Source organism: Pseudomonas sp. Pse1 (assembly GCF_024519635.1).
Classification (GTDB): Bacteria; Pseudomonadota; Gammaproteobacteria; order Pseudomonadales; family Pseudomonadaceae; genus Aquipseudomonas.
Genome location: NZ_JALJRO010000032.1, coordinates 1 through 18,910 on the forward strand (window position 1 = coordinate 1; position 18,910 = coordinate 18,910).

15 protein-coding genes and 2 pseudogenes are annotated in these 18,910 nt (G+C 63.0%); all 17 read right to left on the reverse strand.

The features are described 5' to 3' along the window. Positions 1-376 precede the first annotated feature (376 nt). The 17 genes and pseudogenes from NR126_RS27125 to NR126_RS27205 all read right to left on the reverse strand — a co-directional run bounded on the left by NR126_RS27125 (position 377) and on the right by NR126_RS27205 (position 18,840). Positions 377-2,032 carry a BCCT family transporter gene (locus tag NR126_RS27125; RefSeq protein ID WP_105755629.1) on the reverse strand — a complete coding sequence of 552 codons (1,656 nt, stop codon included), beginning with the start codon at positions 2,030-2,032 and terminating at the stop codon, positions 377-379. A 216-nt stretch (positions 2,033-2,248) separates the two neighbouring features. Further along, on the reverse strand, positions 2,249-3,484 hold the full coding sequence (locus NR126_RS27130) for an MFS transporter (RefSeq protein ID WP_256832385.1): 1,236 nt from the start codon (positions 3,482-3,484) through the stop codon (positions 2,249-2,251). A gap of 77 nt (positions 3,485-3,561) precedes the next feature. Beyond that, the gene (locus tag NR126_RS27135; protein WP_105755630.1) at positions 3,562-3,933 is read right to left on the reverse strand and encodes an ethanolamine utilization protein EutQ; all 372 of its coding nucleotides are present in this window, start codon (positions 3,931-3,933) and stop codon (positions 3,562-3,564) included. Beyond that, positions 3,930-5,258 (reverse strand): FAD-binding oxidoreductase, encoded by a 1,329-nt coding sequence (locus NR126_RS27140; protein WP_256832386.1) that lies wholly within the window; start codon positions 5,256-5,258, stop codon positions 3,930-3,932. The genes NR126_RS27135 and NR126_RS27140 overlap by 4 nt, the downstream gene beginning before the upstream one ends. 10 nt (positions 5,259-5,268) lie before the next feature. Further along, complete coding sequence (locus NR126_RS27145) at positions 5,269-6,519, reverse strand: FAD-dependent oxidoreductase (RefSeq protein ID WP_256832400.1); 1,251 nt, start codon at positions 6,517-6,519, stop codon at positions 5,269-5,271. Beyond that, positions 6,508-6,672, reverse strand: a pseudogene (locus tag NR126_RS27150) (rubredoxin); the annotation flags it as partial. The gene NR126_RS27145 and the pseudogene NR126_RS27150, both read right to left, overlap by 12 nt. A gap of 5 nt (positions 6,673-6,677) precedes the next feature. Next, positions 6,678-8,123, reverse strand: a complete 1,446-nt coding sequence (locus NR126_RS27155; protein ID WP_256832387.1) for an aldehyde dehydrogenase family protein — start codon at positions 8,121-8,123, stop codon at positions 6,678-6,680. Positions 8,124-8,134: 11 nt separating this feature from the next. Next, complete coding sequence (locus NR126_RS27160; RefSeq protein WP_027620432.1) at positions 8,135-9,322, reverse strand: aromatic ring-hydroxylating dioxygenase subunit alpha; 1,188 nt, start codon at positions 9,320-9,322, stop codon at positions 8,135-8,137. A 199-nt stretch (positions 9,323-9,521) separates the two neighbouring features. Continuing rightward, on the reverse strand, positions 9,522-10,439 hold the full coding sequence (locus tag NR126_RS27165; protein WP_027620433.1) for a LysR substrate-binding domain-containing protein: 918 nt from the start codon (positions 10,437-10,439) through the stop codon (positions 9,522-9,524). A gap of 211 nt (positions 10,440-10,650) precedes the next feature. Further along, entirely contained in the window at positions 10,651-11,121 is a 471-nt protein-coding gene (locus tag NR126_RS27170) for an SCP2 domain-containing protein (protein ID WP_105755634.1), read from the reverse strand. Further along, positions 11,115-12,005: a U32 family peptidase gene (locus NR126_RS27175; protein ID WP_256832388.1), complete on the reverse strand. Its 891-nt coding sequence runs from the start codon at positions 12,003-12,005 to the stop codon at positions 11,115-11,117. The genes NR126_RS27170 and NR126_RS27175 overlap by 7 nt, the downstream gene beginning before the upstream one ends. A 10-nt stretch (positions 12,006-12,015) precedes the next feature. Continuing rightward, positions 12,016-13,011 (reverse strand): peptidase U32 family protein, encoded by a 996-nt coding sequence (locus NR126_RS27180; protein WP_027620436.1) that lies wholly within the window; start codon positions 13,009-13,011, stop codon positions 12,016-12,018. Between the two features lie 183 nt (positions 13,012-13,194). Beyond that, entirely contained in the window at positions 13,195-14,430 is a 1,236-nt protein-coding gene (glp, locus tag NR126_RS27185; RefSeq protein ID WP_027620437.1) for a gephyrin-like molybdotransferase Glp, read from the reverse strand. Further along, entirely contained in the window at positions 14,427-14,981 is a 555-nt protein-coding gene (gene moaB / locus NR126_RS27190) for a molybdenum cofactor biosynthesis protein B (RefSeq protein WP_027620438.1), read from the reverse strand. The genes glp and moaB overlap by 4 nt, the downstream gene beginning before the upstream one ends. Before the next feature lie 142 nt (positions 14,982-15,123). After that, positions 15,124-15,303: pseudogene (locus NR126_RS27195) on the reverse strand (hypothetical protein); the annotation flags it as partial. Further along, complete coding sequence (locus tag NR126_RS27200) at positions 15,300-16,451, reverse strand: PepSY domain-containing protein (RefSeq protein ID WP_027620439.1); 1,152 nt, start codon at positions 16,449-16,451, stop codon at positions 15,300-15,302. The gene NR126_RS27200 and the pseudogene NR126_RS27195, both read right to left, overlap by 4 nt. 13 nt (positions 16,452-16,464) lie before the next feature. Beyond that, positions 16,465-18,840: a TonB-dependent siderophore receptor gene (locus tag NR126_RS27205; protein WP_256832389.1), complete on the reverse strand. Its 2,376-nt coding sequence runs from the start codon at positions 18,838-18,840 to the stop codon at positions 16,465-16,467. Positions 18,841-18,910: the final 70 nt, after the last annotated feature.

Here is an 18,910-nt window from a genome sequence, read left to right on the forward strand (position 1 = left end):
TACGCGCTCCCCTCGGATGAATGCCTCCACTCAGCCTTCTGTAACGGGGCCGGTGAATCAAAATCAAAAGCAACCGAGGCGGCCTACCGGCCGGCCTGTTCAGGAAAACCGGCGCAGCTCAAACCCCTGTGGGAGCTGGCTTGAAGCGATAACGGCAGCACATCCAGCATGGGTGTCGACTGCCCCACCACAATCGCGAGCAGGCTCGCTCCTACAAGGGGTTTGAGGTGTTTGCGATATGGGTGTTCGCCGCAGATTCATGTGGGAGCTAGCCTGCTAGCGATGACGGCAGCCCATCCGACAGGGATATCAGCTGCCCCACCACCATCGCGAGCAGCGGAACGCTGCCCGGCTGCTCCTACAGGTCTGTGAACGATCAGGCGGCGGCCAAGGACTCTGGCTGCCGGTCACGGCGCTCGGCCTCGTGCTGCGGCACAGCCGCCGGGGTCCAGGCCGGGGTGCTTGGCATTTCCTTGCGCAAGCTGTGAATCAGGGTGTACGACATCACCAGCAACAGCATGGCGATCGGCAGTCCGGCGACGATGCTTGCCATCTGTATCGCCTTCAGCCCCCCGGCCAGCAGCAGCCCCGCAGCAATCGCCCCTTCCAGCAGGCACCAGAGCACTCTGATCCAGTTCGGCGGATTGGTGCTGCCCAGAGCGCACAAGGTACAGAGCACCTGAGTCCCGGCATCGGCGGTGGTGACAAAATGCACCCCGAGCAACACACAGACGAGGATCGACAACGCCGCGCCAATGGTCGGGCCATCGAGGGACTGCAACAGGGTAAACATCGCCGCAGTGGTTTCTTTCTTGGTCGCCTGCAGAATCGTCCCGCCTTCGAATTTCGCCTGTTCCGTGCCGACCTGCTGCGTGGCAACAGAGGCCTGGTAAGCCTGACGGTCCTGCTGTTCATTCTTCAGCGCAGCACCACCGAACACCGACATCCACAAAATGGTGACCATGGTCGGCACCACCAGCGCACCGATCACCAGTTCGCGAATGGTCCGGCCCTTGGAGATACGCGCAATGAACAGGCCCACGAACGGCCCCCAGGTCATCCACCACGGCCAGTAGAACGCCGTCCACCAGTTCTGCCATTCGCTGTCTTTCTGGGTGTCCATCCAGAAACTCAGGCCGACAATGTTCTGCACATAGTCCCCGGTGGATTCAAACATCAGATTAAGAATGTAACGGGTCGGACCGATCGCCAATACCGCCAACATCAGAGCGAACGACAAATACATATTAAGCGTGGAGATACGCTTCATGCCTTTGGACAAACCGGCCAACAACGAAATACAGGCAACAATACTGACAAAGAGAATGATCGATAACTGCAGACCGACACTGATAGGCAAACCAAATACGTTATGCATACCGGTATTGATCTGCACGACGCCGAGACCCAGCGATTGGGAAACACCAAAGGCGGTAATGATCACGCCCATGATGTCGACCACATGCCCGATCCAGCCATAAATACGTTCGCCGATCAGCGGATACAGCAGCGAGCGCAAGGCCAGTGGCAAGCCCTTGCGGTAGGCAAAGTAGGCCAGGCCCAGGCCGATCATGGAAAAGATCGCCCAAGGGTGAAGGCCCCAGTGGAATAGGGTAATGCGCATCGCCAGGGTCGCCGATTCATCGGTCAGGCCCTTGGAGAAAGGGTTGTCGGCGTAGTGCAGCATGGGTTCGGCCACCGACCAGAAAATCAGGCCGATGCCCATCCCGGCGCTGAACAGCATGGCAATCCAGGAGGCGAAACTGAACTCGGGGCGGTCATGTTCGGTGCCCAGTTTCAGATTGCCGAAACGGCTCATGGAGATATACAGCAGCAAACCCAGGACACCGGTGATCAGCGCCAGGTAATACCACTTGAAGTTATGCAGGATAAAGGTGGAAGCCGCTTCAAAAGCCTTGGCTGCCTGTTGATCTTTGAAGGCACAGAATAAAACGAACAAGATAACGCCCACTATCGAGAGCACTGTCACAGTCGGATTAAGGCCCTTCAACATGCCGGATTGCGCACGCATTGTTATTCCCCTTTTGTTTTTGTTTAAGGGTGTAGTTGCTGTCCGCAGGGTGCTTATTGCCTGATATCGAGCGACATCAGGGCAGTGTTCATCTGCAGGTTAATTCAGGTCCATCTCGGTTTTGGCAGCCGTGCCAATTTGCTTGAAGCCCCACTACCGTTCAAACCATATTTAGTCACCGACTCATGAGAAAAACGCATCAATAAAACGATGGTGCTAGGGCCGGTCAGTGCCCTCCTCCACCGTCATCAGGTTGCAGCTGGCAATCCCGTTGGGGGTCACCGGATGCTGCAACGGCGCATCACTGCGCAAGTGTTCGCCGGTGACTTTTGCCTGGCCCACACAGAGGGCGAGCAACAGCGCGGTGCCGGTATAGAAAAAGTAAAAACTCGCCGCACCGAGGTGCTCCATCAGGGCGCCGGCCATCAGCGGCCCGACGCAGGCGCCGACGCCGAAGGTGATCAACAGCATGCCCGAGAGCGACACTCGCAACGCCGGTTCCATATTGTCGTTGGCCAGCGCCACACCCAACGGATACAGGCAGAACTGCAGGAAGCCGATGCCCGCACCAAACCACAGCAAGGTGACGAACCCAGGCGCCTGGTTGAACGCCAACGGCAGACTGATGACGATCAACAGCAGCGCCACCGCGCGGATCAGGCTCGCCCGTGGCAAGCGATCCGAAAGCCAGCCCAGGGGCAACTGGGCCAACAATCCGGCAGCGATGGACAGGGCCATGAACTGGCCGACCTGCGCGGTCGCCAGCCCCTGCTTGCTGGCGTAGATCGCTGCCAGGCCGTAGAAGCTGCCGTTGAGCACGCCGGACACCAGCACCGTGACCAGCGACTGCGGGATCCGCCGCAGGAACACGCGCAAGTCAATCGACGCCGCCGGTACCGCCGTGGGATGCATGCTGCGGGTCAGCGCCACCGGCACCGAACCAAGGGCGAAGACCATCGCCACGCCAAGCAGCGCGCGGATGCCCAAGCCTTCATCCAGGCTCAGGGCCAGGTTACCCAGCATCATGCCGACGTAACTGGCGACCATGTACAGCGCCAGGACTTTGCCGCGTTGCTCGGTCCTGGCCTGGTCGTTGAGCCAACTTTCCACCACCATCAACTGGCACATCATCGCCAGTCCCACCAGCGCCCGCAGCACCAGCCAGAACGGCAGCGATGCACTGAATTCATGGCCCACCACCGCCGCACAAATGATCCCGGCACAGGCCGCGTAAGTGCGAATATGCCCGACCTGCGCAATCAGGCTGCGCCCCACCCAGCCGCCCAGCACCATGCCCAGGGCATTGGCGGCCATCAACGCACCGCCAGCAGTTTCGCTGGCTCCCGAATCGTTCAGGCGCAACGCCAGGTAGGTCATCAACATCATCGATCCCAGCTGCATCATCGAGCTGGCCAAATACAGCGCGCCGAAGGTCTTCGTCAGTCCAAACACGGTGCCGATTCCAGAAAAAAGTGCGGATGCAAAACCCCTGGCGCGCAGCCATCGGCCAAGCGCCAAGGGTCGATGGCTCAGCTCAAACCGTGCAGCTCTTTCCAGTTGCCCGGGTGCACGACATAGCCGAACAAGGCGTGCCCGCCGTATACCAGTTCGGTGCCTTCGGGGATCCACAGCAACTGGCCCGGGGTGACCTGGAACAGCTCGGCGCCGACCTGCAGCTCGAAGCAGCCTTCAATGACGAAAATCACTTCGTCATAAAGCACCGTCCAGGCCACCTGGGCACCCTCCCAGCGAGCAAAGCCGACGCCGATATTCGGCGAGACTTCATTGCTCAGGGCCCGGGCCACGAAGGCGCCACCGGGTGGGCCACCGCGCACGCTGAAGTCGAGGTCGCGGTGATCGACTTGCAGCACCCGCACCGAGGGTTTCACGCCGGCAGTCATAGCTCGCTCCGGCTGTTCCAGGCCGCCAGGTGAATGCGCGAACGCACACCCAGGCCAAGGAAGGGTTCCGGCGGGTTGAGCGACGGCATGCCGGTCACGGCACGAATGTCGTCCAACTGTGAGGACTCGGCGCCCACCACCTGGTCTGCGAGCATCGTCCCGGAGATCGTGCCCCACGCCGCGCCGACGCCGTTGTCGCAAGCCGAGGCGTGAACCCCCGGCTCCAACTCGCCGAAGAAGTTGGTGAAGTTTCGCGAGATCGCATAGACCCCACCCCAGGTGTGGCTGAACGGCACCTCGGCCAACTGTGGGAAACGCGCCTTGAACGCCTTGCGGTGGGACTCGCGAATCTTCAAGCGCATGCCGTCGCTGGTGCTGCGCCCATACTTGGGCACGTGCTTGTAGGTGTTGCGGATGATCAGCCGGCGGTCCTGGGTCATGCGCACCGTGGTCCCGGCATGGTCCGCCGGGGTCAGGCCCCAATCCAGCTGGCCGCCATAGGTGGCCAGTTCGGCATCGGTCAGCGGACGGGTCCAGCTGGCGAAGGTCATCACCGGCAACAGGCGGTTGCGCAGGTAACCGAACTCCTGGGTGAAGATGCTGGTGCCCAGCAGCAGTTGCGGGGTGCGGATCAGCCCGTTGCTGCCCTGCAGGATCCAGCCGCCGCGACCGTCACGTTCCAGGCGCTGGATCGGTGATTCCTCCAGCAGCTCGACGTTATCCGGCAGGGTGCGCGCCAGGCCAGTGACCAACGCCGCCGGCTGCATCAGGTAGCAACCCGGGGTGTAGATCGCACCGCTGTAATGTTGCGTGCCAAGGACCTTGGCCAGTTCGGCAGAATCAGCCCGGCGGAACGGCTCGCCGAGCTCGCTCATCAAGCGCTCGAAGTGATCCAGATAGGCCAGCCCACGCGCGCCGACGGCACCCTGATACTTGCCGGCATGGGACCACTGGCACTCGATGCCCCGGCTCTGCACCAGCCCTTGCAACTGGGCAATGGCCGCGCGGTTGAGCGACAGCAGGCGTTGCTTGTGCGCCGGGTCCGGATGTTCCAGGGCAAATTTGTGCGGCAGGTCGATGACGAAACCCGAGTTGCGCCCGGAAGCGCCATGGGCGACGCGCTGGGCGTCCACCAGGATAATCCGCGCCTGCGGATGATGTTCGGCCAGGCGCCTGGCCGCCGCCAGACCGGCGAAGCCCGCACCGATCACCGCGTAATCCGCCCGTTGCTCGCCAGCCAGGCGCTTGACCGCCGGCTGTTCAGGCAGCGCGGCGTACCAGCCGCAACTGTTATCGTCGTAAGGCAGCTTGATTGAAGTGTTCATGTGTACCGCCTCAGGCGACCGCCTGCTGAGAGTTCTGACAGGACTGCAGCAATGCGCTGCGCTGTGTTTGTGCCTGGCGACCCAACAGCACAAAGCCGTTGAGTCGGCCTTCGGCGTCGTAAAAACCGCCGCTCAAGCCGTCCGGGGTTGGCGTGCAACGCCACTCCCCGGCTCCCGTCGGAGCCAGCAGACACAGGGGTGCGGCCGGAGTTTTCACGGTGACTGGCATCAGCGGGTAAGCGACGGCGGTCGGTTGTCCGAGCAGGGTCTTGCTGAGTGCCTGGATACCCTGGTTGATCGGCGCCAGATACGGCAGCAACTGGCCGTCGATCTCGATGCAATCGCCCAGCGCATAAATGCCCGGTACCGAGGTCTGCAACTGCGGGTTGACTTGAATGCCGCGCCCCACTGCCAGGCCGGCGCTCTGTGCCAGACTCAGGTCCGGGCGCAGGCCGACCGCCGACAACACCAGGTCAGCCTCGAGGGTCTGGCCACCGGCGAGTTTCAGCCGGTAGCCCGGCCCGCTCGACTCGATGGCCTCGACGGTGTTTTGCAGGTACCACTTGACCCCCAGATCGCACAGCGCCGCTTGCAATAGCTGCCCTGCTTCGGCGGGCAACAGCCGCTCCATGGGCCAGCGGCCGAGGCCGATCACGTCGACCTCGAAACCGTTGTGCGCCAGGTCATTGGCAAACTCGCAGCCGATCAGGCCATCACCGAGGATCGCCACGCGCCGCATGCCGCTCAGGCGCTGGCGGAAGCCGTGGTAATCCTGCAGGTTGTTGACGCTGACCATCGCCCCGTCACCCTCGATCGGCAGACGGATCGGTTGCGCGCCGCTGGCGATCACCAGTTGCCCGTACGCCATGTCGCCGAAACTGGTGCGCAATACCCGCGCCGAGCTGTCAATGGATTGCACGGTGCAGTGCGCATAGACGCGGATGTTCAGGCGCTGCTCAATCGCCAGGGGCGACTCGCCGGACAGCGCTTCGGCACTTTTGCCCTGGGACAAGCCGATCGACAGCGCCGGCTTGGAATACAGATGACCGGATTCCTGGGTCAGCACGCGGATCTCGACCTTAGGGTCGGCCTTGCGCAACGCCTGGGCCAAGCCGTAACCGGCGTAACCACTGCCGATGATCACGATCGGCTGGCGTGGCGCAGCAACGCTAACCGGTGCCACCACGGGCACCGCGAGCACTGCCGGCGGCACGCTGATCGGTGCCGTCACGGCCTGGGTGTATTCACTGATATCGAGCATCTCGAAGTCGGCCTTGCCGACGTGACACTCCGGGCAGATCCAGTCTTCGGGCACGTCTTCCCAGCGCGTACCAGCGAGGATCCCATCCTCGGGCCAGCCCAGCGCCTCGTCGTAAATCAGACCGCAAACGATGCACAGCCAAGTCTTGAACATGCTGCTCACTCCCCGGCGATCCGAATCGCCACGTTTTTCGTGCGCACGTAGCTGTACAACGCTTCCTGGCCCTTCTCGCGACCAAAGCCCGACAAGCCGACCCCGCCGAATGGCGTTTCGATACCGCCGGCGTACCACTCGTTGACGAATACCTGGCCGGATTTCAGGCGGCGGGTGCAGCGCATGGCGCGGCTGATGTCCTGGGTGAAGACCCCGGCCACCAGGCCGAAATCGGTGCCGTTGGCGATGGCAATCGCCTGTTCTTCAGTGTCGAAGGGCATGATCGCCAACACCGGGCCGAACACTTCCTCCTGGGCAATGCACATATCGGGCGTGACGTCGCGGAACACCGTCGGGCGCATGAAATGTCCGGCGCGGTCGGCAAAGGCTTCGCCCCCGGTGACGGCTACCGCGCCCTCTTCGATGGCCCGGCGGCACAAGGCTTCGATGCCCGCCAGCTGCCCGGCGCTGACCACCGGCGTCAGGTCGGCGTTGTCCTGGCCCAGACCCACGCTGAGGCCTTCGGCCATGGCCACCACGGCCTCGACCACCTGCTCATAGATTTCGCGCTGCACCAGCAGCCGCGACATCGCCGAACAGACCTGGCCGGCATTGAAGAAAATCCCCGACTGCACGCTGGCCAGCAGTTGCTCCAGATTGGCATCGGCGAAGGCGATCGCCGCCGACTTGCCACCCAGCTCCATCACGCTGGGAATCGCATGCTCGGCGGCATCGCGCAGGATTGTCTGGCCGGTGGGCACCGAGCCGGTGAAGACAATCTGGTCGACGCCGCGATGACGGACCAGGTGCGAGCCGACTTCGCGGCCACGACCACAAATCAGGTTCACCGCACCGTCTGGCAGACCGGCCTTGGCAATGGCGCGGATCAATACGCACATGCCCAGTGGCGACAGTTCCGGTGACTTGATCACCACCGCGTTACCGGCCGCCAGCGCTGGCGCCAGGGACCGGGCACAGATCGACACCGGGAAGTTCCACGGCACGATCTGCGCCGAAACGCCCATCGGGTCGTACAGGGTGAAGTCCATGTAGCCGTTGCCCAGCGGGATCGAGGTGCCCTCGATCTTGTCCGCCATGCCGGCGTAGTACTCGAAGTAGCGCGCCGCTTCGGTGAACTCGTCTCTGGCGTCGACCAGGCGCTTGCCGTTTTCCTGGCACAACACCCAGGCGCCCTCATCCGCCACCGCGCGAATTTCTTCGGCGATGCGCAGCAGCCAGGTGACCCGCTGTGCGGGACGGGCACGGGTCAACTCGCCGCTGTCGGCGCAGCGTCGGGCCGCCTGCAATGCGCGTTCGGCATCGGCCACGCTAGCCTGGGCGATGCTCGCCAATGGCTCGCCGGTGCCGGGATTGTTGACCGTCAGGCGCTGGGTGCTGTCGACCCATTGCCCGTCGATGTAGTTGAGCCAGTGGGAGGCTATCGGATACATGGCAACGCTCCTCAGACCGACTCGGTGGTAGCCAGCAGTTGGCGCGCGGCCCACTGGTGGAAGAAGTGCGTCGGGATGTCCATTTCCGGGGAGAACGCGCCGCCCTTGTAGCCAGGGGAATAACGGCCTTTCTGCATGCCTTCGACCGAGCTGATGTCTTCGGCGAATACCACTTTCCAGGATTCCAGGATCGCTTCGCGGCAGGCGCTGAACTCTTCGCTGCTGGCGGCTTCGTCGCCGACATAGAACAGGCGCAGGTGCTCGATGGTGCGGCCCGGCGATACCGGCTCAAGCTGCATGGCGAAGGCGTGGTCGGCCTGGATGCCGAGCAGCACGTTAGGGAAAAACGCCACGTATTCGGCGTTGCGCAGGCGGTCCAGCGGCCAGGCCGGGAATTTCGGCAAGTGCGTCCCAGCGACGTCGGACAGGTTGTAGGCGTAGCTGCCCTGACCCGAGAAGTGTTCGCCGACGATGATGTTGTAGTGGTCTTCCAGGCGCGAGTAGGAGTTCAGGCTCGGGTGGACCCACGGCAGGTGGTAGGCCTCGCAGTAGTTCTCCACCGCCAGCTTCCAGTTGCAGTTGATGTCCAGCACCGTGGCGTCATGGCCTGGACGACGGCTCAGCAGGCTCATGCCGTCTTCGCCGAGGAACTGGCTCCAGCGTGCGGTCAGGGGTGCAAGCATCTCTTCCAGCGGCTGGGCTTCGCCGGACAGGTTGATGAACACCATGTCCATCCAGATCGCGCTGCGGATCGCCTTCAGGCCGTGTTTTTCACAGGCGAAGCGTTCGTCCTTGTGCTTGTCGATGCCGCCGACGTGCGGCGTGCCACGCAGGCCGCCATTCAGATCGTAGGTCCAGGAGTGGTAAGGGCAGCGAATCACCCCTTGCACCTCGCCGGCCTCCTCCACCAGTTTCATGCCACGGTGGCTGCAAACGTTATGGAACACCTGCACCAGGTTTTCACGGTTGCGCATCAGCAGCAGCGGCAGGCCCATGAAGTCGATGGGCTTGACCGAGCCGGCCTTGGCCAGGTCGCTGGCGAAACCGACGCAGGCCCAGGTCTTACCCAGGACCTGATCGCGCTCGAGTTCGAAGTAACGTTGATCGGTGTAGAACTCGTTGCTCAGGCCGGTCGCTTCATGGATCGGGTTGAGCACGGTTTCGAGGTTCTGCACTGGAATTTGTTGGAGGGTGGTCATTATTGTTTTCCCCTGCTGGGCACGGTTCGGAAAGATCGGCAGGGCGCGTTGGCCCAGTCCGTTGGCGGCAATTCTGGAAAAACCGGAGCAGGGTCGACAAACGATATTTCGGGCGGGATTCATGACTTTTGATCATGAATATGGACGCGGTGTGCCCCCCCCTGTGGGAATGGGCTTGTACAGGGGGAGGTCGCTTGACTTATGGGGTACCGGAAGCAACCGGCAGTTGGTTCAGCAACCAGCTGCGAAAACGCTTGACGCTTTGGCGCATGCCGCCACGGGACAGCGGCTCCAGCAGGCAGAACTGCGCGTCAGTGCGCAACACGGCGTCGAGCGGACGTACCAGGGCACCACTGCGCAGGTGATCGTCGACCAGTCTCGACCAGGCCAGCGCCACGCCCTGCCCACCCATGGCCGACTGGATCACCATCGAGTAACTGTTGATATTGATCCGGCGCTTGGGGTCGACATTTTTCAGCCCCTGGCTGTTGAACCATTCGGACCAGCCCAGCCAGTCACGCTGCGGGTCGTCGAGCACCAGCCAGGTGCAGGCCGCGAGGTCTTCGGGCTTGTTCAACGCGGGGTGTTTTTGCAGGTATTGTGGGCTGCAGACCGGGAACACCTCCTCGGAAAACAGCGGCGTGACCTGCATATCCCTGGGTGGCGTACTGCAGTAATACAACGCCAGGTCGCAATCGAGGCGGGAGAAATCCTTGACGTGGTCATGGGCAATGATCCGCAGATCGATCTCTTCATTCTCCCGCTGAAACTCGGAGACTTTCGGCAGCAACCACAACGAGGCCATCGCCGTGCTGGTGGCCACCGTGACCTGTTCGGCGCCCTGCCAATGGCGAATTTCCCCGGTGGCCTGGGCCACTTGCAGCAGCGCGGCGCGGACGATTTCGTAGTAGGCAGTGGCCGCCGGGGTCAGGTGGATGGTGCGGGTGGTGCGTTCGAACAACACCTTGCCCAGGTAGTCTTCGAGCAGCCGCACCTGGCGACTGATAGCGCCCTGAGTCACGTTCAATTCGTGCGCGGCCAGGGTAAAACTCAAATGCCGCGCGGCGGCTTCGAAGGCGACCAGACTGTTGAGTGGCGGTAAGGGGTGGATTTTCATCAGGCAGGGTCACGTCGATATTTTGGTTTTATCCCGTGAGTCTAGCGGGTGGCGCAGGGGCTGGACAATGCGGGCAGCAATACCGAGGGCACCCCACCCCCGGATATTGGATGGGTGTCCTACCTCTGGGGCGCAGTTCACAAAACCTGTAGGAGCAGCCCGGGCGGCGTACCGCTGCTCGCGATGATGATGTTTGCCAGGTAGATCTGGTTCAGCTCGCCGCCAAGCCCTTCCCTGCTCGCTCCAGATTGCGCCACAGCCATACCGGCAATACGTCCGGATCAAGGCTGTCGATCAGATTTTTCAGGGTAAGCCCCAACTCAGTATCACCCTCGATCACCAGCCGGCGCCGGAAGAACAGGGTGTCGGGGTCTTCCTGACGGCTGGCGAGCAACAGGAACTCGCGCCAGTTGCCGCTGATGGTCACGTCGGCCGGAGCCTCGCGGGCGATCTGCAAGCCGTCGCGGCTGCGGGTGATGTACCAGGACAGGCCGAGGTCGTTGATCCGCAGGCACAACCAGCGGCCGCGCAGCACCTCGAATTCGCCGTCGCGCAAGGGCTCGGCGAGGCAGCGATTGAGGGTCTGTTGCAACGCCAGGCGCTGCACCACGAACGGCACACGACGCACCAGTGGCAGCACCCGGTCGGCGCCTTTCAACAGCCATTGTTTACGCTTCAGCACAGGCCCACCTCCTCGACCCGCAACATGCCGGCCTGGCCATGCCAGTAGCCGTTGCAGCCTTCGACAAACAACGGCGGCGTCGCGCCCTCGCGCACCTGCTGCCAGGCTTCGACCACCTGCGCCATGCCCTCGGCACGCGGGCTCAGGCGCACCAGATCGGCACCACAGGCCTGCAATCCGGCGTAATCGGCAAGCAGATTGGTCACCTCGGCGGACATGGTCTGGATGCCATTGAGGGTGAACAACGCCTGGCCTTCCTGGCTAGTCAGAGCTAACCCATCGGGGTAGTTGATGCAGCAGAACTGGCAGTCATCCTTGGGCCGGTTTTCCGCCCGCGCGGTAAAGCAGCGCGCGGAATAAGCCAGCGGCAAATGCCCGTAGGCGAAGATTTCCACCTCCGGCAGCGCGTGCCCGAGTGCACCGACCTGCTGGATCACATCGCGGATCAGCGCCGCCGAACACTCCACCGGCGGCACCCAGCGGACCATACCGCTATCGAGCAATTGCGCCAGCGAATGGCCGTTGTACAGATTCAGCGCCGGCCCGCCAACGAACGGCAGCTTGCGCTCGGCGAGGAACTGCACCGCGCCCAGGTCGTTGGCTTCCACCAGCAACTGGCCGTTGTCACACAGACGGCGCAGGCTCGACAGTTCGGACGCGGCTTCGATCAGCGTGAGGCTGGAAATCACCAACTGCGCCTGGCTGCACTCCTGCAACTCACGACCCAGGCCCAGCCATTGATCGAGGGAAAACGCCCGGCGTTTCGAACACACGGTTTCCCCCAGGTAAATCACGTCCAGGGGCAGCGCCGACATCTCGGCGTAAAAGCTGCTGAGCTGCTCTTTGTCCCAGTAGAACAGGACCGGTCCAAGGCTTAACTTCATGCTCCCTCCCTCACTGCCACGATCGATGATAAGCACCCAGGGTGGTCTGGTTGCCTTCGGACAAACCGGCCAACACCTGGCGCCATTCGTCCTTGACCCGGAACCCGCCCGGCGCACTGCGGTGCGCATCGAGTGCCGCGCGCCAGACCCGGGTGACCTGCTCGACATAGGCCGGGCTGCGTTGCCGACCCTCGATTTTCACGGCTTCGACACCGATGGCGGTGAGCTCCGGGAGCAGGTCCAGGGTGTCGAGGCTGGTGGGTTCTTCCAGCGCGTGGAAACGTTTGCCATTGACCAGGAAACGGCCCTTGCACAGGGTCGGATAGCCGGCCGGCTCATCGGCGCCGTAACGGTCGATCAGCACTTCGCTGAGGCGTGCACTCAAACCCTCGGCGTCCTCGCTCCAGCGCACGGCCTTGGCCGGCGAGCAGACGCCACACAGGTTCGGCGACTCGCCGGTGATATAGGAAGACAGGTGGCAGCGCCCTTCGGCCATGATGCACAGGCTGCCGAAACCGAAGACTTCGATCGGCACCGAACTGCTCGCCGCGACCTGGCGCACCTGGGCCAGCGACAGCACGCGCGGCAGCACGGCGCGACGGATGCCATAGCGCTGGGCATAGAATTCCAGTGCCGCCGCCTGAGTCGCCGAACCCTGGACCGACAAGTGCAGGGCCAGTTGTGGATGGCGCTGGCTGGCGTAATTGAGCACCCCGGGGTCGGCGGCGATCAGCGCGTCGACGCCGAAATCCGCAGCACGATCCACTGCCCGCTGCCAACGCTCCCAGCCCTTGGGCTGCGGGTAGGTGTTGACCGCGACATAGAGTTTGCGTTGGTGCTGGCGGATGTGGGCGACGGCGGCGTCGAACTGCTTGTCGTCCATGTTCAGGCCGGCGAAATGCCGGGCGTTGGTGTCATCGCGAAAGCCGACATACACGGCATCCGCGCCTTGGCGCACCGCCGCTTTCAGCGCAGGCAGATTCCCTGCGGGGCAGACCAGTTGCATGGGTGATCCTCATGTAAAACGAAGACGCAGATCACCTGTAGGAGCGAGCCTGCTCGCGATGGCGACCTTACAGGCGATGCATGTCTTACGGGCCCCATCGCGAGCAGGCTCGCTCCTACAGAGGAATTCAAAGGCCAGTTTATGCAGCCCGAAAGTAACGGCCTTGACCGCAATCAATTGCCGTCACTGCATCAGCCCGGCAAACGGCAGGAACAGCACTTGGTCATGCTTGTGCACCACCTGCTCGCGTTCAATCACCGCCAACCCGTCAGCCCAGCACGCAGCAGTCAACATCGCCGAGCTTTGCTGCGGGTGCAGTTCCACCTGCAACGCGCCACCGGCGTCAGCGGTCAGTCGGGCGCGCAGGTACTGGCGGCGCTTGTTCGGCTGCAGCCAGTCGAATCCGGCCGGCACGGCCACAGGCGTTGGCAGCACGTCGGTCATGCCTTGGGCGCGCAGCAGGAACGGTCGCACCACCACCAGCGCGGTGATCAGCGCCGCCGACGGATTGCCCGGCATGCCAATCCACGGCTTGCCACCCACTTCGCCAAAGGCCAACGGCTTGCCGGGCTGGATCGCCAGGCGCCAGAAATCCACGCTGCCCAGTTCCTTGATCGCCTGCTTGAGGTGGTCTTCCTCGCCCACCGACACGCCACCGGAACTCAGCAGCAGGTCGCATTCCGAAGACGCCAGGCTCAGGGCGTGGCGGCTGGCCGCCAGCTCGTCGACCATCACCCCGTAGTCATGCACCTCAACGCCCCAGCCCTTCAACAACGCGGCGAGGCAGTAACGATTGCTGTTGTAGATCTGCCCCGGCGCCAAGGCTTCGCCCGGCTCACGCAGCTCATTGCCGCTGCTCAGCAGGCACACCCGCAGCGGCCGATAGACCTCGACCCGGGCCACGCCGGCACCGGCCAGCAAACCGATTTCCTGAGCACGCAGACGCTTGCCCGCGCTGAACAGCAGATCACCGCGCCGAAGCTCTTCGCCCTCCTTGCGCACGTGATCGCCCAAGGTGACGGGAGGAAACCACACCCGCTCGCCCTCGACCTTGCAACGCTCCTGCGCGACCACCGTGTCGGCCCCCGGCGGCAACGGCGCACCGGTAAAAATCTGCACCGCCTGCCCTGCCGGCAACGGTATAGCCGCCTGATCGCCTGCGGCAATTCGCCCGCCTACCGGCAGGTATCCGCCGTCTGCAGGCAGGTCGGCAGCCCTCAGGGCATAACCGTCCATGGCGCTGTTGTCCCAGCCCGGCAGGTTCAACGGCGAGTGAATGTCCGCCGCCAGCACCCGGCCCATGGCCTGTTCCAAGGCAATCATCTGCGCCGCCGGCGGTGGCGGCACCTGGTCGAGCAGATGAGCGATGGCGTCATCCACCGGCATCAGGTGGCCAAGGTCACACACCCCGGCGCTCATGAGCGCGACTCGCACGCTGCAATCTCTCGCTGCGCCTGGGGCTTCAAATGCGGGGCGAAATTGCACGGGCCGGTGCGGCTGTCGAGTTGACCGAGGAGGATCTTGTTCCACGCGGTACGGCAGGCGCCTGGCGACCCGGGCACGCAGCACACCAGCACGCCGTTGCTCATCCCGGCCAGCGCCCGCGACTGCAGGCTGGACATGCCGATCTCTTCCAGCGACACCTGGCGGAACAGCTCACCGAAGCCTTCGACATGCTTGTCCAGCAACGGCAGCACCGCCTGCGGCGTGTTGTCCCGCGCGGTGAAGCCGGTCCCGCCGGTCATCAGCACCACCTGCACCTGGGGGTCGGCGATCCAGCGCGAAACGATGGCGCGGATCTGATAAATGTCATCCTTGACCAGCCCGCGGTCGATCAACTGATGCCCGGCGGTTTGCAGCAAATCCGCCAGGGTCTGCCCCGAGGTGTCGGTGTCGAAGGTGCGGGTATCGCTGATGGTGAGCACGGCAATGTTCAAGGGTTCGAAGGTGCGTTGCGCCAGATGGGACATGTTCAAGCCTTCCCGTAGATGAGGATGGCGCAAGCCTGAACCGGAACGCTGGCGGGGACTATTCCTCCATGGAGGTATCTCGGTTGGGTGCGGTGGTAGTTGCCAATCGGCGCTGATCAGGCCGTTGCATTCGGTCTCTCAACCGGGTTACCCGGCGCAGGCGAATCCACACCACCCCGACCAGCAGCAGTGGCACCCCCAGGGTCAGCCACGACAGCAGGTCATAGACCTCATCGCCAATCAGCGCCGACAGCAGACCGAACAGGCTCAGCAGCGCCAGCGCCAACGGCCAGCGAAAGATCATCCAGAGCCCGCGCCTCATGCCCTGCCCTCCGTTGACAGTCCGCTGGCGTTCAGTTCGGCAAGGCGTTTTTCCAGCGGCACCTTGCGCCGCCCGAGCCAGAGGTACAGGCCGCTGCCGAGGACGACAATGGTCACCAGGTCGAGCAGGGCCCAGATGATTTTCAACGGCAGGCCGCCGTAGTCGCCAAAGTGCAGGGGTTGGGAGATCAGCAGGGTTTTCACGTACAGGGGCATCTCGCGCATGTCCGTCAACTCACTGGTCCGGGCGTCCACCAGGGCCGGCTTGAGCAGGCGCGCCGTGAGTGGCGTGGTACCGCGCATGAACACCGCGTAGTGGTGCTGGCTGCTGAATTGGGTCCCGGGAAAGGCGACGAAACTCGGCTCCATGTCCGGCGCCGCCTTGCGAGCGGTTTCCAGCGTCTTATGCAACGAGCCGAGGCTTTGCAGCGGCGGTGCGTCCTTGTAGGGCGCGGTCATCTCCGCCAACTGGCCGCTCTGCCACATACCCTGGATGGGCAGCGACAGGGTATTGATCACGCCGGTGATGCCCACCACCGATACCCAGGCCAGGGTGACGATGCCGAGCACGTTGTGCAGGTCCAGCCATTTCAGTCGTTGACTGCGTCCGCTGCGCACAGTGGCGAAGTCCAGCTTGCGCATGAACGGCGTGTACACCACCACCCCGGACACCAGCGACGCCACCAGCAGCAGGCCCATGAAGCCGAGAAACAGATAGCCCGGCAGACCGAGGAACAGATCGGTATGCAGGCGCAACATCAGGTTCATGAAACCCTTGTCGGGCGGCTCCGCCGGGAACAGCTCGCCGGTGCGCATATCGAACGACTGAAAGTGCCCGTCAATCGGCGGCGGCACCAGGCTCGTGGCCGTGATCACCACTCCAATCGGGTCGTGCGGATCGAAACCGACAAAGCGCACGACCTCACCCGGCCGCGCGGCCAAGGCACCGGCGATCACCTGGTCGTAGTCGATTTTCGGCGTTTGCGCCGTCAGCGCAGGCAACGGCGGGTGCGGTTCGAAGTAATGCTCGATCTCTTCCTGAAAGATCAGCGGTAACCCCGTCAGGCACAGCAACAACAAAAAGACGGTGGCAATCAGGCTGGTCCATTTATGGACCAGATACCAGGTGCGCAAGGCTCGGGCGGTCATGTTCGTACTCGGCTTACCAGTTGTAACTCACGGTACCGTAGACCGTGCGCTGCTGTCCGTATTGGCAGCCAACATTGCTGAAGCAACCGGCCACATACTCTTCGTCGAACAGGTTAGTGGCATTCAACGAAACTTCCATGCCGTCCAGTGAGGCATCGAGCTTACCCAACTGGTAGCCGACCAGTGCGTCGACCACGGTGTAGCTGTCGACTTTGAAACTGTTGGCCGAATCACCGAAGGTGCTGCCCACGTAACGGGTCCCCGCCCCCAGGCGCAAGCCGGCCAATGCGCCACTCTGGACGATGTAGTCGCCCCACAGCGACGCCATGTGCTCGGGTACCCGGAACGGCGTATTGCCCTTGTTGCCGACGTCCGATTGGGTGACTTCGACATCGTTCCAGGTGTAGCTGCCGATCAGGTTGAAACCCTCGGTGATTTCAGTCTTGGCCTCCAACTCGATACCCTGGGAACGCACTTCACCTTCCTGGCGGGAGAAGCCGTTGACGCTCTCCGTGGCGTTCTCTTTGGTGAGGTCGAACCAGGCAATGGTGTAGAGGCTGTTGCTGCCCGGCGGCTCGTACTTGAGGCCGACTTCGTATTGCTTGCCGATTTCCGGATCCAGCTCCGAGTTGTTTGCGGTCACCCCCATCACCGGCAGGAACGATTCGCTGTAGCTGGCATAGGGTGCCAGGCCATTCTCGAAGAGGTAGACAATGCCGGCGCGACCGCTGAACTTCTCATCCTTCTGGGTTTGCGGCGCGCGATCGTCCTTCTGGTTGCTGGCCCAATCGTAACGACCGCCGAGGAGGAACACCCACTGGTCGACCTTCAATTGGTCCTGCAGGTAGACACCGGTCTGCGACATTTTCTGTTCATAGCTGCTGGCACTGAACGGCACGAACGTCAGTGGCTGGCCGTTGACCGGGTTGAACGCGTCAAAGCTTTCGAGGATGAAGTTCAGCGCTTGGTCCTGATCAAACGTGCCGTTGTTGTAGTCGACGCCGGTCAACAGCGTGTGTTCCAGCGGGCCCGTGGCGAAGTTGGCCTGAATCTGGTTGTCCATGGTGAACAGATGCCCGTCGCCCTGGCGTTGATCGTTGTAGCGTGAGTACTGGTCGCCCACCGGTCCGAAGATGGCGATTTCGGAACTGGCTTGACGGTAGTCGCTGTAACGCAGGTTCTGCCGCGCAGTCCAGACTTCGTCGAAGTGGTGCTCGAAGACGTAGCCCAACGAGGTCTTTTCGTTGGTCATGAAGTCATAGGCGGTGTCGCCGACGTAGGTGTCACGGTCCAGGCGTCCACGGGGATCGCGAAACACCGTGCCCTGGGCCGGCAACGGGTTGGCGAAGTTGCCGGTCTGTTTCTGGTACTCGCCGAGGAAGGTCAGCTCGGTGTTGTCGCTGGGCCGGTAGCTGATGGCGGGGGCGATGTACTGACGACGGTTGGTGATGTGCTCGGTCTGCGCATCACCCTCGCGGAACAGCCCCGTCAGCCGGTAACTCCAGATGCCCTCCTCGTCCAGCGCATCGCCCAGGTCAAAGGCGCCCTGCTGGTAGTTCTGGTTGCCCATCTGCAACTGCACTTCATGCAGCGGCTCGAGCGTCGGCCGCTTGGTCACCAGGTTGATCTGTCCGCCCGGGTCGGAGGCGCCGTAGAGCACCGAACTGGCACCCCGCAGCACCTCGATGCGTTCCAGGCCGTAAGGCTCGGGGGCGTCCCAGCCGAGAAAATCGGGCAGGAAAGTGCGCGTACCGTCACGCAACATGCGCCCGGTGCCCTGCTGAAAGCCCCGAATGGTCAACTGATCGGTGACGAACTGCGGGCCGGCAATTTCGGCATTGACCCCCGGCGTATAGCGCAGCGCCTGGGCGACGGTCTTCGGCTGCTGGGCTTCAATCTGCTCGCGGGTGACCACCGACACCGAATACGGCGTTTCAACCAGCGGTGTGTCGGTCTTGGTGCCCGCCGACGCGCGGGTGGCGACATAGCCGTCGTTGGGGTCCACGGAGCTGTAGGCCTGGCCAACGACGCTGGTTGCCGGCAAGGCCATCACTGAACCCTCACTGCTGCCCTGCAAGGTCACGTGATTGCCATCGATCTGATAGACAATCTTCGCCCCGCCCAGCAACTGCCGCAGCGCCGCCTCCGGCTCCATCGCGCCGGCGACGTCACGACTGCGAATGCCAGACACTGTGTCCTGGCTGTAGATGATCTGCAGATTGGCCTGCCGGGCCAGATCGGCAAGCGCCGACGACAGTGCCTGCGAAGGGATGTTGACCTGGACCGGGGCGGCGATTGCCGGCACGGCGGTCAGCAGTGTCAGGCCGAGGATGGCGGCGATGCAGGTGCGCAGACGCAGGGCGGGTCGATTCAGTGGATAGGCGCTCATAGTGCTTCCGGTGGCGTGATTTAAGGGCATGCCGGATCGACGAATGAGCGGGTGATTTGTTCAGCAAATC

Bases quoted from the DNA above. Each gene is read 5' to 3' on its own strand.
- NR126_RS27180 (WP_027620436.1), bottom strand. From the start codon at position 13,011: ATGCAACTGGTCTGCCCCGCAGGGAATCTGCCTGCGCTGAAAGCGGCG.
- NR126_RS27140 (WP_256832386.1), bottom strand. From the start codon at position 5,258: ATGAACACTTCAATCAAGCTGCCTTACGACGATAACAGTTGCGGCTGG.
- NR126_RS27175 (WP_256832388.1), bottom strand. From the start codon at position 12,005: ATGAAGTTAAGCCTTGGACCGGTCCTGTTCTACTGGGACAAAGAGCAG.
- NR126_RS27165 (WP_027620433.1), bottom strand. From the start codon at position 10,439: ATGAAAATCCACCCCTTACCGCCACTCAACAGTCTGGTCGCCTTCGAA.
- glp (WP_027620437.1), bottom strand. From the start codon at position 14,430: ATGAGCGCCGGGGTGTGTGACCTTGGCCACCTGATGCCGGTGGATGAC.
- moaB (WP_027620438.1), bottom strand. From the start codon at position 14,981: ATGTCCCATCTGGCGCAACGCACCTTCGAACCCTTGAACATTGCCGTG.
- NR126_RS27125 (WP_105755629.1), bottom strand. From the start codon at position 2,032: ATGCGTGCGCAATCCGGCATGTTGAAGGGCCTTAATCCGACTGTGACA.
- NR126_RS27160 (WP_027620432.1), bottom strand. From the start codon at position 9,322: ATGACCACCCTCCAACAAATTCCAGTGCAGAACCTCGAAACCGTGCTC.
- NR126_RS27155 (WP_256832387.1), bottom strand. From the start codon at position 8,123: ATGTATCCGATAGCCTCCCACTGGCTCAACTACATCGACGGGCAATGG.
- NR126_RS27145 (WP_256832400.1), bottom strand. From the start codon at position 6,519: ATGCTCGATATCAGTGAATACACCCAGGCCGTGACGGCACCGATCAGC.
- NR126_RS27200 (WP_027620439.1), bottom strand. From the start codon at position 16,451: ATGACCGCCCGAGCCTTGCGCACCTGGTATCTGGTCCATAAATGGACC.
- NR126_RS27135 (WP_105755630.1), bottom strand. From the start codon at position 3,933: ATGACTGCCGGCGTGAAACCCTCGGTGCGGGTGCTGCAAGTCGATCAC.
- NR126_RS27205 (WP_256832389.1), bottom strand. From the start codon at position 18,840: ATGAGCGCCTATCCACTGAATCGACCCGCCCTGCGTCTGCGCACCTGC.